This is a genomic window from Streptococcus mitis, assembly GCF_946190155.1.
Taxonomy (GTDB): domain Bacteria; phylum Bacillota; class Bacilli; order Lactobacillales; family Streptococcaceae; genus Streptococcus; species Streptococcus mitis_CL.
Genome location: NZ_CAMHZL010000001.1, coordinates 281,994 through 298,198, shown reverse-complemented (window position 1 = coordinate 298,198; position 16,205 = coordinate 281,994). Strand labels below are relative to the sequence as shown.

Annotated in this window: 16 protein-coding genes; 15 read left to right on the top strand and 1 reads right to left on the bottom strand. The window is 40.0% G+C overall.

Annotated features, from left to right (window positions below; all coding sequences use genetic code 11):
- Positions 1–582 precede the first annotated feature (582 nt).
- Complete coding sequence (locus N8O80_RS01390; RefSeq protein WP_000204729.1) at positions 583–1,569, bottom strand: L-lactate dehydrogenase; 987 nt, start codon at positions 1,567–1,569, stop codon at positions 583–585.
- Between the two features lie 194 nt (positions 1,570–1,763).
- On the opposite strand from N8O80_RS01390, the gene gyrA reads away from it, so the two are divergent.
- The 15 genes from gyrA to N8O80_RS01315 all read left to right on the top strand — a co-directional run bounded on the left by gyrA (position 1,764) and on the right by N8O80_RS01315 (position 16,204).
- Positions 1,764–4,232: a DNA gyrase subunit A gene (gene gyrA, locus N8O80_RS01385; RefSeq protein WP_261026502.1), complete on the top strand. Its 2,469-nt coding sequence runs from the start codon at positions 1,764–1,766 to the stop codon at positions 4,230–4,232.
- Positions 4,232–4,975 (top strand): class A sortase, encoded by a 744-nt coding sequence (locus N8O80_RS01380; protein WP_033681684.1) that lies wholly within the window; start codon positions 4,232–4,234, stop codon positions 4,973–4,975. Before gyrA ends, N8O80_RS01380 begins: the two co-directional genes overlap by 1 nt.
- 143 nt (positions 4,976–5,118) lie before the next feature.
- Positions 5,119–5,916, top strand: coding sequence for a formate/nitrite transporter family protein (locus tag N8O80_RS01375; protein WP_261026499.1), 798 nt, complete (start codon positions 5,119–5,121; stop codon positions 5,914–5,916).
- A 147-nt stretch (positions 5,917–6,063) separates the two neighbouring features.
- The gene (locus N8O80_RS01370; RefSeq protein ID WP_261026496.1) at positions 6,064–7,344 is read left to right on the top strand and encodes an O-acetylhomoserine aminocarboxypropyltransferase/cysteine synthase family protein; all 1,281 of its coding nucleotides are present in this window, start codon (positions 6,064–6,066) and stop codon (positions 7,342–7,344) included.
- Positions 7,345–7,439: 95 nt separating this feature from the next.
- A complete protein-coding gene (locus N8O80_RS01365; protein ID WP_261026493.1) occupies positions 7,440–8,714 on the top strand; it encodes a DUF2130 domain-containing protein in 1,275 nt (424 codons plus the stop codon).
- 187 nt (positions 8,715–8,901) lie between these two features.
- Positions 8,902–9,108 carry a hypothetical protein gene (locus tag N8O80_RS01360; protein WP_261026491.1) on the top strand — a complete coding sequence of 69 codons (207 nt, stop codon included), beginning with the start codon at positions 8,902–8,904 and terminating at the stop codon, positions 9,106–9,108.
- Entirely contained in the window at positions 9,086–9,928 is an 843-nt protein-coding gene (locus N8O80_RS01355; protein WP_261026489.1) for a hypothetical protein, read from the top strand. Before N8O80_RS01360 ends, N8O80_RS01355 begins: the two co-directional genes overlap by 23 nt.
- A gap of 9 nt (positions 9,929–9,937) precedes the next feature.
- Positions 9,938–10,738, top strand: coding sequence for a hypothetical protein (locus N8O80_RS01350; protein WP_261026487.1), 801 nt, complete (start codon positions 9,938–9,940; stop codon positions 10,736–10,738).
- A gap of 74 nt (positions 10,739–10,812) precedes the next feature.
- Positions 10,813–11,691 (top strand): tRNA pseudouridine(55) synthase TruB, encoded by an 879-nt coding sequence (truB, locus tag N8O80_RS01345; RefSeq protein ID WP_261026485.1) that lies wholly within the window; start codon positions 10,813–10,815, stop codon positions 11,689–11,691.
- A 112-nt stretch (positions 11,692–11,803) separates the two neighbouring features.
- Positions 11,804–12,442 carry a uridine kinase gene (gene udk / locus N8O80_RS01340; RefSeq protein WP_001181377.1) on the top strand — a complete coding sequence of 213 codons (639 nt, stop codon included), beginning with the start codon at positions 11,804–11,806 and terminating at the stop codon, positions 12,440–12,442.
- Positions 12,443–12,569: 127 nt separating this feature from the next.
- Positions 12,570–13,910, top strand: a complete 1,341-nt coding sequence (gene xseA, locus N8O80_RS01335; protein WP_261026481.1) for an exodeoxyribonuclease VII large subunit — start codon at positions 12,570–12,572, stop codon at positions 13,908–13,910.
- Positions 13,888–14,100, top strand: a complete 213-nt coding sequence (locus N8O80_RS01330) for an exodeoxyribonuclease VII small subunit (RefSeq protein ID WP_000043226.1) — start codon at positions 13,888–13,890, stop codon at positions 14,098–14,100. Before xseA ends, N8O80_RS01330 begins: the two co-directional genes overlap by 23 nt.
- Complete coding sequence (locus N8O80_RS01325; RefSeq protein WP_261026479.1) at positions 14,097–14,972, top strand: polyprenyl synthetase family protein; 876 nt, start codon at positions 14,097–14,099, stop codon at positions 14,970–14,972. Before N8O80_RS01330 ends, N8O80_RS01325 begins: the two co-directional genes overlap by 4 nt.
- Entirely contained in the window at positions 14,965–15,780 is an 816-nt protein-coding gene (locus N8O80_RS01320) for a TlyA family RNA methyltransferase (protein WP_261026476.1), read from the top strand. The genes N8O80_RS01325 and N8O80_RS01320 overlap by 8 nt, the downstream gene beginning before the upstream one ends.
- Positions 15,773–16,204, top strand: a complete 432-nt coding sequence (locus tag N8O80_RS01315; RefSeq protein WP_001034401.1) for an arginine repressor — start codon at positions 15,773–15,775, stop codon at positions 16,202–16,204. The genes N8O80_RS01320 and N8O80_RS01315 overlap by 8 nt, the downstream gene beginning before the upstream one ends.
- Position 16,205: the final 1 nt, after the last annotated feature.

The following is a 16,205-nucleotide window of genomic DNA, read 5'->3' as shown; positions in this document are numbered from 1 at the left end:
ATAAGACATAAGAAGTGAGATAAGTAATATTTTTAAAAGTACAATCTTAGACTTTATAGTAAAAGAAAAAGTTCTCATTTCATAAGTGACAGATTGAATAGAAAGCCCTTAGACTAAAAGTTTCTAAGGGTTTTTCTTTGTGTGAAATTGTAAAATAGGGGTAAGAAAAGTTGTGAGATGTTTGCCATGTTTCATAAAAAAATGAGACTACGATTGCAATCATGTTGATTATTACACGCTAGAGGAACTCGTTCCGCAAGACTATATTCTTCGTCAGGTTGAGTAAGTTCTCGATTTTCCTTCATCTATGATTGAATCGTATCCAATAACCACAAATATACTTACCAAGTGTTAGATAATCAAGCTAAGTTTATAAGTGAGCAACTGGAAGTTAAGATTGACTTAGATCGGAAAAAGCAAGGAAAACAGGGAAGGAAAGTTTTTTGTTTTGCATTGAAAAGTATTTTGTAGAGGGTTCAATTTATTTTAAGGATAGGAGATCTGGAGAAATAAAAAAGACAAACACTAGAATAATGTTTGTCTTCGGTATGGAGTTCTCATTAAATGAGAACCTAGTTACAATTAGTTTTTAGAAGCAGCTTGGAATTCTGGGTTTTTCCATGCTTCGTCAATAATAGCTTGTAATTCATTTGCAGATGCTTGCATTTTTTGAGTTTCTGCGTCGTTCAATGGGATATTTACTGGACGAACAATACCATGTGCACCTACAACAGCTGGTTGCCCGATAAAGACGTTTTTAACTCCGTATTGACCTTCTTGGAATACTGAAAGGGGAAGTACTGCGTTTTCATCGTCAAGGATTGCTTTAGTAATACGAGCAAGGGCTACTGCGATACCGTAGTATGTTGCACCTTTTTTGTTGATGATTGTGTAAGCTGCATCACGAACACCTTCGAACAATTCAATCAATTCAGCTTCTTGAACATTTTGAGTGTCTTTAAGGAATTCTTCAAGGTTTACACCAGCGATGTTAGCGTGTGACCAAACAGCGAACTCAGAGTCACCGTGTTCACCCATGATGTAGGCGTGCACTGAACGAGCATCAACATCCAATTTTTCAGCAAGTGCTTGACGGAAACGAGCTGAGTCAAGTGAAGTTCCTGAACCGATAACTCGTTCTTTAGGGAAACCAGAGAATTTCCAAGTTGAGTAAGTCAAGACGTCAACTGGGTTAGCAGCAACAAGGAAGATACCTTTGAAACCTGATTCAACAACTTGAGTTACGATTGATTTGTTGATAGCAAGGTTTTTACCTACAAGGTCAAGACGAGTTTCACCTGGTTTTTGAGGCGCACCTGCAGTGATTACAACAAGGTCAGCGTCTGCACAGTCAGAGTATTGAGCTGCATAGATTTTTTTAGGTGAAGTGAAGGCAAGGGCGTGACTAAGGTCAAGCGCGTCACCAACAGCTTTTTCATGCAATTGTGGAATTTCGATAATTCCAAGCTCTTGTGCAATTCCTTGGTTAACAAGTGCAAAAGCGTAAGAAGAACCTACAGCACCATCACCGACAAGGATAACTTTTTTGTGTTGTTTAGTTGAAGTCATTATTCTAAACATCTCCTTAATTTTATTCAGGGATTTCCCCAGTTATTTCAATTTTATCACTTTTAAAAAGCTTTGTCACGGATATGCATTTCAGTTCTTGATGTAAACGTTTTAGTGGTTTTAGATACCTGAAATATAGCGGACATTATGGTATAATATAGTTAACTACTAATAGTGAAATGAGGCATTTATTAATGCAGGATAAAAATTTAGTGAATGTCAATCTGACAAAGGAGATGAAGACGAGCTTTATCGACTACGCCATGAGTGTTATCGTAGCGCGGGCTCTTCCTGATGTTCGAGATGGCTTGAAACCTGTTCACCGTCGAATTCTCTACGGAATGAATGAATTGGGTGTTGCTCCAGACAAACCTCATAAAAAATCTGCTCGTATTACAGGGGATGTCATGGGTAAATATCACCCACACGGGGATTCCTCTATCTATGAAGCCATGGTTCGTATGGCTCAATGGTGGAGCTATCGTTACATGCTTGTAGATGGTCATGGGAACTTTGGTTCCATGGATGGTGATGGTGCTGCCGCCCAGCGTTATACTGAGGCACGTATGAGCAAGATTGCTCTGGAGATGCTTCGTGATATCAATAAAAATACGGTTGATTTCGTTGATAACTATGATGCCAATGAACGTGAACCTTTAGTCCTTCCAGCTCGTTTTCCAAATCTTTTAGTTAATGGAGCTACTGGTATCGCTGTCGGGATGGCAACCAATATTCCACCTCATAACTTGGGTGAAACTATTGATGCTGTGAAGTTGGTCATGGACAATCCTGAAGTGACCACTAAGGATTTGATGGAAGTCTTGCCTGGGCCAGATTTTCCAACTGGTGCCCTGGTTATGGGGAAATCAGGCATTCATAAGGCTTACGAAACTGGTAAAGGTTCTATTGTTCTTCGTTCTCGTACTGAAATTGAAGAAACTAAGACTGGCCGTGAGCGTATTGTTGTAACAGAATTTCCTTATATGGTCAATAAAACAAAGGTGCATGAGCATATTGTTCGTTTGGTTCAGGAAAAACGCATTGAGGGCATCACAGCAGTCCGTGATGAGTCAAACCGTGAAGGAGTTCGTTTCGTAATAGAGGTCAAACGGGATGCATCCGCAAATGTTATCCTCAATAACCTCTTCAAGATGACCCAGATGCAAACCAACTTTGGTTTTAATATGCTTGCTATCCAAAATGGGGTGCCGAAGATTTTGTCTCTTCGTCAGATTTTGGATGCTTATATCGAGCACCAAAAAGAAGTGGTTGTTCGTCGTACTCGTTTTGATAAGGAAAAAGCAGAAGCGCGTGCTCATATCTTGGAAGGTCTCTTAATTGCACTAGACCATATCGACGAAGTGATTCGTATCATCCGTGCTAGTGAAACGGATGCGGAAGCACAAGCTGAGTTGATGAGCAAATTTAAGCTTTCTGAACGTCAAAGTCAAGCCATCCTTGATATGCGCCTTCGTCGTTTGACAGGTTTGGAACGTGATAAGATTCAGTCTGAGTATGATGATCTCTTGGCTTTGATTGCCGATTTAGCAGATATTCTTGCTAAGCCTGAACGTGTTTCTCAAATCATTAAAGATGAATTAGACGAAGTTAAGCGTAAGTTTGGCGACCAACGTCGTACTGAATTAATGGTTGGTGAAGTCTTGAGTCTTGAAGATGAAGATTTGATTGAAGAATCAGATGTCTTAATCACTCTTTCTAACAAGGGTTACATCAAACGTCTGGACCAAGGCGAATTTACTGCTCAAAAACGTGGGGGGCGCGGTGTTCAAGGTACAGGTGTTAAGGATGACGATTTTGTTCGTGAGTTAGTATCAACTAGCACGCATGATCATTTGCTCTTCTTTACAAATAAAGGACGTGTCTATCGCCTGAAAGGCTATGAAATTCCTGAGTATGGCCGTACTGCTAAGGGATTACCAATAGTTAATCTTTTGAAATTGGATGAAGGCGAAAGTATTCAGACTATCATCAATGTTGAGTCTGAACGCAGTGATGATGCTTATCTCTTCTTCACAACTCGTCATGGTATTGTGAAGAGAACCAGCGTTAAGGAATTTGCTAACATTCGTCAAAATGGACTTAAAGCACTGAACCTTAAAGATGAAGATGAACTGATTAATGTCTTGTTGACGGAAGAAGATACGGACATTATCATTGGTACCAAGTTTGGTTATGCAGTTCGATTTAATCAATCAGCCGTTCGTGGAATGAGTCGTATCGCTACGGGTGTGAAAGGTGTTAATCTCCGTGATGGGGACACAGTTGTTGGTGCTAGTGTGATTACAGACCAGGACGAGGTTCTTATCATCACTGAAAAAGGATTTGGTAAGCGCACCGTTGCGACTGAATATCCAACAAAAGGTCGTGGTGGTAAAGGGATGCAAACTGCTAAAATTACTGAAAAGAATGGTTCCCTTGCTGGTCTTATGACAGTTAAAGGCGATGAAGATTTGATGATTATCACTGATACAGGTGTCATGATTCGAACCAACGTTGCCAATATTTCACAAACAGGTCGCTCAACTATGGGAGTTAAAGTGATGCGCCTGGACCAAGATGCTAAAATTGTAACCTTTACTACGGTTACAGCGGCAGAAAAAGAAGAAGTTGGGGCAGAAAACGAAACAGAAGGTGAAGCATAATGTCTCATAAAAAGAATAATAAGAAAATCAAACGAAAAAATCTGCTGACAAATATCTTGGCTGTATTTCTCATACTGATCTCTATTGCTTTAATTTTTAATGCAAAGATTCGTGATGCATTTATTGCTTGGAATAGTAATAAATACCAAGTTAGTCAAGTATCAAAAGAAAAAATAGAAGAAAATCAGGACACAGAGGGAAATTTTGATTTTGATTCAGTGAAAGCTATTTCCTCTGAAGCTGTTTTAGCCTCTCAATGGGATAATCAAAAATTACCTGTTATCGGAGGAATTGCAATACCTGAACTTGAAATTAATTTACCTATCTTTAAGGGAATTGCAAATGTTAATCTTTTATATGGTGCGGGTACCATGAAGCGTGACCAAGAAATGGGTAAAGGGAATTATTCATTAGCCAGCCATCATATTTTCACAGGTGATAATGCTAGTCAGATGCTTTTTTCTCCACTAGATCGTGCAAAAAAAGGGATGAAAATTCACTTGACAGATAAAAATAAAGTGTATACCTATGAAATTAGTGAAGTGAAACGCGTTACACCAGATAGAGTAGATGAAATTGATGACCGAACTGGTGTTGATGAAATTACTTTAGTAACTTGTGAGGATGCAGCAGCTACTGAGCGGATCATTGTAAAGGGTGATTTGAAAGAAACAAAAGATTATTCACAAACATCTGACGAAATTTTGACAGCCTTCAATCAACCATATAAACAATTTTATTAGTTCTAAAAGAATCAGTGAAGATTAAGTTTCATTGATTCTTTTAATATTTTCATAAAATAAACTTTTATGAAATACAGAAAACGTTTCCTAAAACCGAAAGTTTGTGATATAATTATCAGGTAAAAAATTTTTAGGAGTTTATTATGGTTTCTTCAGAATTTATTTCAAAGATTGAATTTGCTTGTAAGAAGAAGGAAAGTCTTTATAACCAAAGCAAATTTAAGTATGCAATTCGTTCTATGTTCGCAGGTGCTTTTTTAACCTTCAGTACAGCTGCTGGTGCAGTTGGGGCTGACTTGATTAATAAAATCGCGCCAGGTAGTGGGCGCTTCCTCTTCCCATTTGTTTTCGCTTGGGGATTGGCCTACATTGTTTTCTTGAATGCTGAGTTGGTAACATCAAACATGATGTTTTTGACTGCTGGTAGTTTCTTGAAAAAAATCTCTTGGAGAAAAACAGCTGAGATTTTACTATACTGTACCTTGTTCAACCTTATTGGAGCACTAATAGCAGGTTGGGGCTTTGCTCACTCAGCAGCCTATGCACATCTGACTCACGATAGTTTCATCTCAGGGGTTGTTGAGATGAAGTTAGGCCGTTCAAATGAATTAATCTTGCTTGAGGCGATTTTGGCAAATATTTTCGTAAATATTGCGATTCTTTCATTTGTTTTGGTCAAAGATGGCGGCGCTAAACTATGGCTCGTTTTATCAGCAATTTACATGTTTGTATTCTTAACAAACGAGCACATCGCTGCGAACTTTGCTTCTTTCGCGATTGTAAAATTCAGTGTTGCTGCGGATTCAATTGCTAACTTTGGTGTTGGAAATATGCTTCGTCACTGGGGTGTAACCTTCATTGGAAACTTTATCGGAGGAGGCCTCTTGATGGGTCTTCCGTATGCCTTCCTCAATAAAAATGAAGATACTTATGTAGATTAAGAAAATGAGCACGATTAAGTCGTGCTTTTTTCGTTTTTAAAATAGGGTAATAGCTATTTCTTATATCAAAATATAGAAAACTGATATTTGTAAACTATACCTTAAGGTGCTACAATATCCTTAATCAAACTATTTGGAGGTCGCCTTATGACTCGTGATTTTAAATTTGAAACTTTGCAACTACATGCTGGTCAAGTTGTGGATCCAGCTACCAAGTCTCGTGCAGTGCCAATTTATCAGACAACATCCTTTGTTTTTGATGACACGCAGGAAGGTGCCGATTTGTTTGCCTTGAGAAAGCCAGGTAATATCTATACTCGTATCACCAACCCTACAACAGCTGCCTTTGAAGAAAGAATCGCTGCTCTTGAAGGTGGTGTCGGAGCTCTTGCAACCGCATCAGGTATGGCCGCAGTGACTTATACGATTTTGGCGCTTGCCCATGCTGGTGATCATGTAGTAGCGGCATCAACTATTTACGGCGGGACTTTCAACCTCTTGAAAGAAACCCTTCCTCGTTATGGTATCACAACAACCTTTGTGGATGTGGATAATTTAGAGGAAGTGGAAGCAGCGATCAAAGACAATACCAAGCTTGTATTGATTGAAACCTTGGGCAATCCCTTGATTAACATTCCTGACTTGGAAAAATTGGCTGAGATTGCTCATAAACATCAGATTCCACTTGTTTCCGATAATACCTTTGCTACACCTTATTTGATTAACGTTTTTTCTCACGGTGTAGATATTGCCATTCACTCTGCGACTAAGTTTATCGGTGGACATGGTACGACTATTGGTGGAGTGATCGTTGATAGTGGTCGTTTTGACTGGGCAGCTTCAGGAAAATTCCCTCAATTTGTTGAGGAAGACCCAAGCTACCACAATTTGAGCTATACTCGTGATGTGGGTGCAGCAGCCTTTATTATCGCTGTTCGTGTTCAGTTGCTTCGTGATACAGGTGCAGCCTTGTCACCATTCAATGCCTTCTTGTTGCTACAAGGACTGGAAACCCTTTCTCTTCGTGTCGAACGTCATGTACAAAATGCAGAGAAAATTGTTGATTTCCTTGTCAACCATCCTAAGGTAGAAAAGGTCAACTATCCAAAACTAGCAGACAGTCCTTATCATGCCTTGGCTGAAAAATACTTGCCAAAAGGTGTGGGCTCAATCTTTACTTTCCATGTCAAAGGTGGGGAGGCAGAAGCACGTAAGGTAATTGATAATTTGGAAATCTTCTCTGACCTTGCTAATGTGGCAGATGCCAAGTCTCTTGTTGTCCATCCAGCTACAACCACTCACGGTCAGTTGTCAGAAAAAGACCTAGAAGCAGCAGGAGTTACACCAAACCAAATCCGCTTGTCGATCGGTCTTGAAAATGTAGAGGATTTGATTGAAGATTTGCGCTTGGCCTTGGAAAAAATTTAAAGAAAAAGAAGATAAACAGTGGGTTTAGACTCGCTGTTTTTGATTTTCCCTTAGGCATGATATAATGGTTACAGAAGTCTAGAAAGAGGAACGATATGAACGAAATCAAATGCCCTAACTGTGGGGAAGTCTTTACAGTAAATGAAAGTCAGTATGCTGAACTCTTGTCCCAAGTGAGAACGACAGAGTTTGATAAGGAATTGCACGATCGGATGAAGCAGGAACTGGCCTTGGCAGAGCAAAAGGCCATGAATGAACAACAGTCTAAACTAGCTCAAAAAGACCAAGAAATTGCGCAATTGCAGAGTCAAATCCAAAACTTTGATACAGAAAAAGAATTGGCCAAGAAAGAGGTTGAACAGACAAGCAATCAGGCCTTATTGGCTAAGGATAAGGAAGTACAGGCCTTGGAAAACCAATTGGCAACCTTGCGTTTGGAGCATGAAAATCAACTGCAAAAGACCCTTTCTGACCTAGAAAAAGAACGTGATCAGGTCAAAAATCAGCTCCTCTTGCAAGAAAAGGAAAATGAGTTATCTCTAGCTTCACTCAAGCAAAATTACGAAGCCCAGCTTAAAGCAGCCAGTGAACAGGTTGAATTCTATAAGAATTTCAAAGCCCAACAATCTACAAAAGCCATCGGGGAAAGTTTGGAACACTATGCAGAGAGTGAGTTTAACAAGGTCCGCAGTTTTGCCTTTCCAAATGCTTACTTTGAAAAGGATAACAAGGTTTCTGCGCGTGGGTCTAAGGGGGACTTTATCTTCCGTGAATGTGATGAAAATGGGGTCGAAATTATTTCCATCATGTTTGAAATGAAAAATGAAGCGGACGGAACAGAGAAGAAGCACAAGAATGCAGATTTTTACAAGGAATTGGACAAGGACCGTCGAGAGAAGAACTGTGAGTATGCCGTCTTGGTGACCATGCTTGAAGCTGATAACGACTACTTTAACACAGGGATTGTTGACGTCAGCCACGAGTATGAAAAGATGTATGTGGTTCGTCCTCAATTCTTTATCCAGTTGATTGGTCTCTTACGAAATGCGGCGCTTAATTCCCTAAAATATAAGCAGGAGTTGGCCTTGATTCGCGAACAAAATATCGACATTACACATTTTGAGGAAGACTTGGATGCCTTTAAACAGGCCTTTGCTAAGAACTATAATTCAGCTTCGACCAACTTTGGAAAAGCTATTGATGAAATCGACAAGGCCATCAAACGCATGGAAGAAGTTAAGAAATTCCTGACAACATCGGAAAACCAACTTCGTCTTGCAAACAACAAATTAGAAGATGTTTCCGTTAAAAAATTGACCCGTAAAAATCCAACAATGAAAGCGAAGTTTGAAGCGCTGAAGGGGGAGTAGCCTTAAATATGAAATAACTTTAAAATAGTCGTATGTCTACATTAAATATTTACAACTTTATGTTCAAGAAGCGCAGAAGTATTTAGAAAACACTGATATAAGTTCGTAACTTGTGTCACTTATGTTGATGTGCACAAACCGGATAATAAGATTATGCAACAGTTAAAATTACTAACGAGACGGGATTGTGGAAGGTATATCATGGAGAATAGGTTTAAAACTGGGGAAAGAGGTAGTTGCTACAGTTTTTGTTATTGGTACTTTAATTGATGGTGATACAGTTAGTGCATCGACATTTGGCTTTGGAGTCTTGATAGCGATTCTAGTAATTGCGATCGACTTCTTATATTTAAGTTCTACAATGGAGGATAATGGTGAAAGAGATATTAAATAACTATTCGTTGAAAATATCTAGATTTGAAATTCCCAAATTATATAATTTGACAAAAATAGTATACATTTGCTTAATTCCTATAGTTTGCCTATCATTTATAGGCATGGTTGTTGAATTATTTAAAGGTGGGGAAATGAATTTTATGAAATTCATTACTTATACGGTAGTATGTTTTGGGTTTGAGACATTGATTTCATTAAACAATAAACTGGTTAAATTAGCTGTAGATAATATCTTTTTGACAGATATTAATTTCGACAAGCACATAAGTTATTATCGTTATGTAGCTGAACACTCAGTCAAGTCTCAACAACTGTTTAATAATGCAAATTGTTTACTAGCTATTGCCCAAGCGACATACTACCAAGGAAAGTTTGAAGAAACACTTGATAATTTGGAACGAATAAATTTTGAGGGTAAAAATTTTAATAAGAAATTTGAAATCGAATTATCCACAATTTACTTTAAGATTCTTTCACTTATCCATGCTGATAGAGCAGAAGAAATTTCGAACCAAATCGATATGTTAGCTACATTAAAAGTTCGAACAAATTCTCAGGTTGCTAGGAAGACGAATGTAATAAACATAATAAAAGCTATAGAGGATATTGTTTTAAAGAAAAAATCAAACGACTTCTTTGACATTACTGAACCAGAAAATAAGCTATCCCGAATCATGTTTTCTTATTACGGAGCTCTCAATGCCCAGCTAAAAGGAAATGAAGCTCGTGCTCGTAGTTTGTTTGAAAGTATCGCTCATGAAAATCCAGAACTCTTTTATGTTCAGGAAGCGAAAAAATATTTAGAATTAGTGAAATGAGAATAATATATGAAATTAGTAAAAAAAATAGTAAGTAGGGCGACAGAAAACACTCTTCTACAACTTGATAGGACTATTCTAATTTGCTCAATTATTGGACTTGTTTTGGATGTGATGGCAGTATGCTTAGTATTTCAAAGCAATTTGGAAATATTGGGATTCATATTATTAGTTATTGTCTTTTTAGTTCTCGGCTTTGTATTTTATTTAAGATTTGTATCTAGAAAAGTTATTGATTTAGTGTTAAACGATTCTATTGATCTTAAGCTCTATGTAGACATGTTCAGAGTTCAATCAGAAAAATCTATTAAGCCCTTTAGAGCAACATATCGTGAGAATTACCAAATTATCCAAGGTCAAGTGGCTTATCTAAAAGGAGATTTTCAAGCTGCCAAGGAAAACATGTCCAAATATGATTTGAAGAAAATTTGGAAGAGATTCAGAAACCATGTGTTTTTAATATCAAACTTTGAACTATTAAAAGTTTCCATTCATCTTCAAGATGCGCAAGATATTGCTTTCTTTGAGGAACAATTGTCCAAGGCACCAGATCTTAAAGGAGGCAAAGCTAAACTTGTTGCTCAAGCCCAAGCCATAAAAGATATTGTATTCAATAAAGAAGCAAACGACTACTTTGACATTACTGAACCAGAAAGTAAGCTAGCTCGAATCATGTTTTCTTATTACGGCGCTCTCAATGCACAGCTAAAAGGAGATGAAGAGCGTGCCCGTAGTTTGTTTGAAAGTATAGCACATGAAAACTCAGAGCTTTTCCATGTTCAGGAAGCTAGGAAGTATTTAGAAAAATGAGCTGATATAGTTTTAAAATCTGTCTAAGATAGAATATGTTGATGTAAAGTGAAAAGGGAATTAGAAAGTAACAAATGAACGGTATTATCAACTTAAAAAAAGAAGCGGGGATGACCTCGCATGATGCGGTTTTTAAACTGCGTAAGATTTTGGGCACCAAGAAAATTGGTCATGGTGGGACCTTGGATCCGGATGTAGTAGGTGTTTTGCCCATTGCGGTTGGCAAGGCGACACGGATGGTCGAGTTTATGCAGGATGAGGGCAAGGTCTATGAGGGGGAGATTACTCTCGGTTATTCCACGACAACTGAGGATGCCAGTGGGGAAGTGGTCGCTAAGACACCAGTTTTGTCACCCTTGGATGAAACCATTGTCGATGAAGCCATTGCTAGCTTGACTGGGCCTATTACTCAGATTCCGCCTATGTATTCGGCAGTCAAGGTCAATGGTCGCAAGCTTTATGAGTATGCGCGTGCTGGTCAGGAAGTAGAGCGTCCAGAACGTCAGGTGACCATTTATCAATTTGCGCGAACAAGTCCGATTTCTTATGAGGGTCATCTTGCACGCTTTACTTTCCGGGTGAAATGCAGCAAGGGAACTTATATCCGTACCTTGTCAGTTGATTTAGGAGAGAAGCTTGGTTACGCAGCTCATATGTCATACCTGACACGGACTAGTGCAGCAGGTTTACAGTTAGAAGATGCTCTTACCTTGGAAGAAATTGCTGGAAAAGTGGAGGCTGGCCAATTGGACTTTCTCCATCCTTTAGAGATTGGGACAGGGGATCTTGTCAAAGTTTTCTTAACCCAAGAACAGGCTACAGAAGTACGCTTTGGTCGTTTTATAGAGCTCGACCAAACAGAGCAAGAATTAGCTGCCTTTGAAGGCGATACATTGCTAGCCATTCTAGAAAAACGGGATAATCTCTACAAGCCAAGGAAGGTTTTTAGCTAGTCTAATTGGGGTGTAGGAATTGGAATTGTTTCCCCTAGATTATCCAAACCAGACTATAAATTTTGCTAAAAATGTGGTAGAATAGACGACGGATAAAAAAACGGAGGATAGCATGCAAAATAGACCAATCATTATCGGAGTGACAGGTGGTTCTGGTGGTGGTAAGACCAGTGTTTCAAGAGCCATTTTATCGCATTTTCCTGATGAAAAGATTTCCATGATTGAGCACGATTCATACTATAAGGATCAGTCTCACTTGACCTTTGAAGAGCGTGTCAAAACCAACTATGACCATCCTTTTGCCTTTGATACAGACTTGATGATTGAGCAGATTAAGGAATTGTTGGCAGGGCGTCCAGTGGACATCCCGACTTATGACTATACTGAGCATACACGAAGCAGCAAGACCTATCGTCAGGAGCCTCAAGATGTCTTTATCGTTGAGGGGATTTTGGTCTTGGAGGACAAGCGCCTGCGCGATTTGATGGATATCAAGATTTTTGTGGATACGGATGACGACGTGCGCATTATTCGTCGGATCAAGCGAGATATGGAAGAACGTGGCCGTAGCCTTGATAGCGTCATTGACCAGTACTTAGGTGTGGTTAAACCTATGTATCACCAGTTTATCGAACCAACCAAGCGTTATGCCGATATCGTCATTCCTGAGGGAGTCAGCAATACAGTGGCTATCGACCTGTTGACGACCAAGATTGAAAAGATTTTGGAAGAAGCTCGAAACAGCAAATAATCATACGTGGAGGCCTTGCCTCCTTTTTTTATTTTTCCCTTATAATGGTACATAAATGGAGATTTTTAGGCATATTTTTGGTATAATAATACCCATGAAAGAGCAAGAAAATGAATAGTAGGTGGAGATGGAAAAGTATTTATCGGTAACAACTTTGACCAAGTATCTGAAAATGAAATTCGATAAAGACCCTTATTTGGAACGGGTCTATTTAACTGGTCAAGTTTCCAATTTTCGTAAACGACCTACTCACCAATATTTCTCCCTAAAAGATGACCACGCAGTTATTCAAGCGACCATCTGGTCTGGGATTTATCAGAAATTAGGTTTCGACCTGGAAGAAGGGATGAAGATCAATGTGATTGGGCGTGTGCAGGTCTATGAACCGAGCGGTAGCTACTCCATCATCATTGAAAAGGCTGAGCCTGACGGGGTTGGGGCGCTCGCGATTCAGTTTGAACAACTCAAGAAAAAATTGACAGAAGAAGGCCTGTTTCAAGAGAGGTTCAAGCAACCTCTGCCCCAATTTTCTAAGAGAATTGGTGTAGTAACCAGTCGCAGTGGAGCCGTTATTCGAGATATTATCACGACCGTCAGCAGGCGATTTCCAGGTGTCGACATTCTTCTCTATCCGACCAAGGTTCAAGGTGATGGAGCGGCAGAAGAAATTGCTCGAAATATTGCGCGTGCTAATCAACGAGACGATTTGGATTTGCTGATTATTGGTCGTGGTGGAGGTTCTATCGAGGATCTTTGGGCCTTTAACGAAGAAATTGTGGTACGATCGATTTTTGAATCTCGTTTACCAGTTATCTCTAGTGTGGGGCATGAGACGGATGTGACCTTGGCGGATTTTGTGGCAGATCGACGAGCTGCAACGCCAACGGCGGCAGCTGAACTAGCAACACCTGTGACCAAGTTGGATGTATTAGCTCATTTGCAAAATCAGGAAAAACGGATGGCTACGGCAGTCCGAAATGTCCTATCTAAGAAACAAGAAGCTTTGAAAAAATGCAGTCAGTCTGTTATCTTTAGACAGCCAGAGCGTTTGTATGATGGCTATATGCAACGCTTGGATCAACTGCAACTGCGCTTAAAGCAAAGTTTGCGAACACAGATTTCCGATAACAAACAGCTAGTACAAGCAAGGACGCATCGACTGGTACAATTATCGCCTGTTACCAAAATTCAACGCTATCAGGACAGACTAGCTCAGTTGGACAAGCTCTTAGGTAGCCAAATGGCGCTGGTTTATGATGCCAAGGTTGCTGAAGTCAAGAGATTATCAGAAGCATTGCTGATGTTGGATACCAGTCGAATCGTGGCGCGTGGTTATGCTATTGTCAAAAAAGAAGAGTCAGTTGTGGATTCGGTTGAGAGTTTGAAGAAAAAAGACCAAGTGACGCTTTTGATGCGGGATGGTCAAGTAGAATTAGAGGTTAAAGATGTCAAAACAAAAGAAATTTGAGGAAAATCTAGCAGAACTAGAGACCATTGTCCAAAGTTTGGAAAATGGTGAAATTGCTCTGGAAGATGCGATTGCTGCCTTTCAAAAGGGTATGGTCTTGTCAAAAGAACTCCAAGCGACGCTGGACAAGGCTGAAAAGACCTTGGTTAAGGTCATGCAAGAAGACGGAACAGAAAGTGATTTTGAATGAAGAAGCAAGAAAAATTAGCTCTTGTCGAGTCAGCATTGGAAGATTTTTATGGAGACCAGCAGTTTGCCTCGAGCTTAAGAGAGTCTGTTCTCTATTCTATTCGTGCTGGTGGCAAGCGTATTCGGCCTTTTCTTCTGTTAGAAGTTCTGGAAGCCTTGCAAGTTGTCATCCAACCAGCTCATGCGCAGGTGGCTGCGGCCTTGGAAATGATTCATACAGGGAGCTTGATTCATGACGATCTTCCTGCCATGGATGATGACGATTACCGTCGGGGACGGTTGACCAACCACAAGAAATTTGGAGAAGCAATGGCGATTTTGGCTGGAGATGCTTTATTCCTGGACCCCTATGCCTTGATTGCGCAGGCAGATTTGCCAAGTCAAATCAAGGTGGACTTGATTGCCAACTTATCGCTTGCTTCAGGAAGTCTGGGTATGGTGGCAGGGCAGGTTTTGGACATGGAGGGTGAACACCAGCATTTGTCTTTGGAAGAACTCCAGACCATTCATGCCAATAAGACTGGAAAACTACTAGCCTATCCCTTCCAAGCGGCTGCTATTATAGCCGAATTGGCACCTGAAATACAGGTGAAGCTGAAAACTGTTGGGGAATTAATCGGACTTGCTTTTCAAGTTCGAGACGATGTACTGGATGTGACCGCTAGTTTTGAGGAAATCGGCAAGACTCCTCAAAAGGACCTACAGGCTGAAAAATCAACCTATCCAGCCTTGTTGGGCTTGGAAGAGGCTATTGCCTTTTGTAACCAGACTTTGGATCAGGCTAATGCAAAATTAGAAGAAATTACCCAGCAGGTTCCCTTTGAAATAGAATCGATTGTGAAAGTAGTAGAAAGTTTGAGAATCAATGGCTAAGGAAAGAGTGGATGTACTAGCTTATAAACAGGGCTTGTTTGAAACGCGAGAGCAAGCCAAGCGCGGTGTGATGGCTGGCCTAGTCGTAGCAGTCCTTAATGGAGAACGGTTTGACAAGCCAGGAGAGAAAATTCCAGATGACACCGAGCTAAAACTCAAAGGTGAAAAACTCAAGTATGTTAGCCGTGGTGGTTTGAAACTGGAGAAGGCCTTGCAGGTCTTTGATTTGTCGGTGGATGGCGCGACTACGATTGATATCGGTGCTTCTACTGGAGGTTTTACCGATGTCATGTTGCAAAATGGTGCTGAATTGGTCTTTGCAGTCGATGTTGGTACCAATCAATTGGCTTGGAAATTACGCCAAGACCCACGGGTTGTCAGCATGGAGCAGTTCAATTTCCGCTATGCTGAAAAGACTGATTTCGAGCAGGAACCGATCTTTGCCAGTATTGATGTGAGTTTCATTTCCCTCAGTCTGATTTTGCCGGCCTTGCACCGAGTCTTGGCAAATCAAGGTCAGGTTGTGGCTCTGGTTAAGCCCCAGTTTGAGGCAGGGCGTGAGCAGATTGGGAAAAATGGAATTATTCGCGATGCCAAGGTCCACCAACATGTCCTTGAATCTGTCACAGCTATGGCAGTAAAGGAAGGCTTTTCAGTCCTTGGTTTGGATTTTTCTCCCATCCAAGGTGGTCATGGAAATATTGAGTTTTTAGCGTATTTGAAAAAAGAAGAGTCAGCAAGCAATCAGGTTCTTGCTGAGATTGAAGAAGTAGTAGAGAGGACGCATAGTCAATTTAAAAATGAATAAAAAAGAGAGACTTGAAAAAATTAGACGATTTGTGACAGATTATCAAATCGGTACACAAGAAGAAATCGTAGAACATTTGAAAGAAGCAGGTATCACTGCCACTCAAGCGACGGTATCACGAGATATCAAAGAACTAGGTATTGTCAAAATTCCTTTGAGAGATAATACCTATGTCTATGAATTGCCAAAATCAATCGTGAAAAGTTTGCAACTAGCTGAAGACAATATCGAATCGGCAGAATTGATGGATAAGATGATTAATCTCCAAGTTATCCCAGGAAATACGGCTTTTGTAAAAGCTCAGTTAACCGAGACTTTTGCGGACAAGATTTTTAGCTGTTTAGCTGATGATAGCTCGATTTTAGTCATTGCCAGAAGTGAAAGTCTAGCTGAGGAAATCTTTGAACAAGTAAAAAATTGGTAGG

Excerpts from the sequence above, each read along its gene's own strand:
- N8O80_RS01320 (WP_261026476.1), top strand. The coding sequence starts at position 14,965 with ATGGCTAAGGAAAGAGTGGATGTACTAGCTTATAAACAGGGCTTGTTT.
- truB (WP_261026485.1), top strand. The coding sequence starts at position 10,813 with ATGAACGGTATTATCAACTTAAAAAAAGAAGCGGGGATGACCTCGCAT.
- N8O80_RS01390 (WP_000204729.1), bottom strand. The coding sequence starts at position 1,569 with ATGACTTCAACTAAACAACACAAAAAAGTTATCCTTGTCGGTGATGGT.
- N8O80_RS01325 (WP_261026479.1), top strand. The coding sequence starts at position 14,097 with ATGAAGAAGCAAGAAAAATTAGCTCTTGTCGAGTCAGCATTGGAAGAT.
- N8O80_RS01365 (WP_261026493.1), top strand. The coding sequence starts at position 7,440 with ATGAACGAAATCAAATGCCCTAACTGTGGGGAAGTCTTTACAGTAAAT.
- udk (WP_001181377.1), top strand. The coding sequence starts at position 11,804 with ATGCAAAATAGACCAATCATTATCGGAGTGACAGGTGGTTCTGGTGGT.
- N8O80_RS01350 (WP_261026487.1), top strand. The coding sequence starts at position 9,938 with ATGAAATTAGTAAAAAAAATAGTAAGTAGGGCGACAGAAAACACTCTT.
- xseA (WP_261026481.1), top strand. The coding sequence starts at position 12,570 with ATGGAAAAGTATTTATCGGTAACAACTTTGACCAAGTATCTGAAAATG.
- N8O80_RS01315 (WP_001034401.1), top strand. The coding sequence starts at position 15,773 with ATGAATAAAAAAGAGAGACTTGAAAAAATTAGACGATTTGTGACAGAT.
- N8O80_RS01370 (WP_261026496.1), top strand. The coding sequence starts at position 6,064 with ATGACTCGTGATTTTAAATTTGAAACTTTGCAACTACATGCTGGTCAA.
- gyrA (WP_261026502.1), top strand. The coding sequence starts at position 1,764 with ATGCAGGATAAAAATTTAGTGAATGTCAATCTGACAAAGGAGATGAAG.
- N8O80_RS01380 (WP_033681684.1), top strand. The coding sequence starts at position 4,232 with ATGTCTCATAAAAAGAATAATAAGAAAATCAAACGAAAAAATCTGCTG.
- N8O80_RS01355 (WP_261026489.1), top strand. The coding sequence starts at position 9,086 with ATGGTGAAAGAGATATTAAATAACTATTCGTTGAAAATATCTAGATTT.
- N8O80_RS01375 (WP_261026499.1), top strand. The coding sequence starts at position 5,119 with ATGGTTTCTTCAGAATTTATTTCAAAGATTGAATTTGCTTGTAAGAAG.
- N8O80_RS01330 (WP_000043226.1), top strand. The coding sequence starts at position 13,888 with ATGTCAAAACAAAAGAAATTTGAGGAAAATCTAGCAGAACTAGAGACC.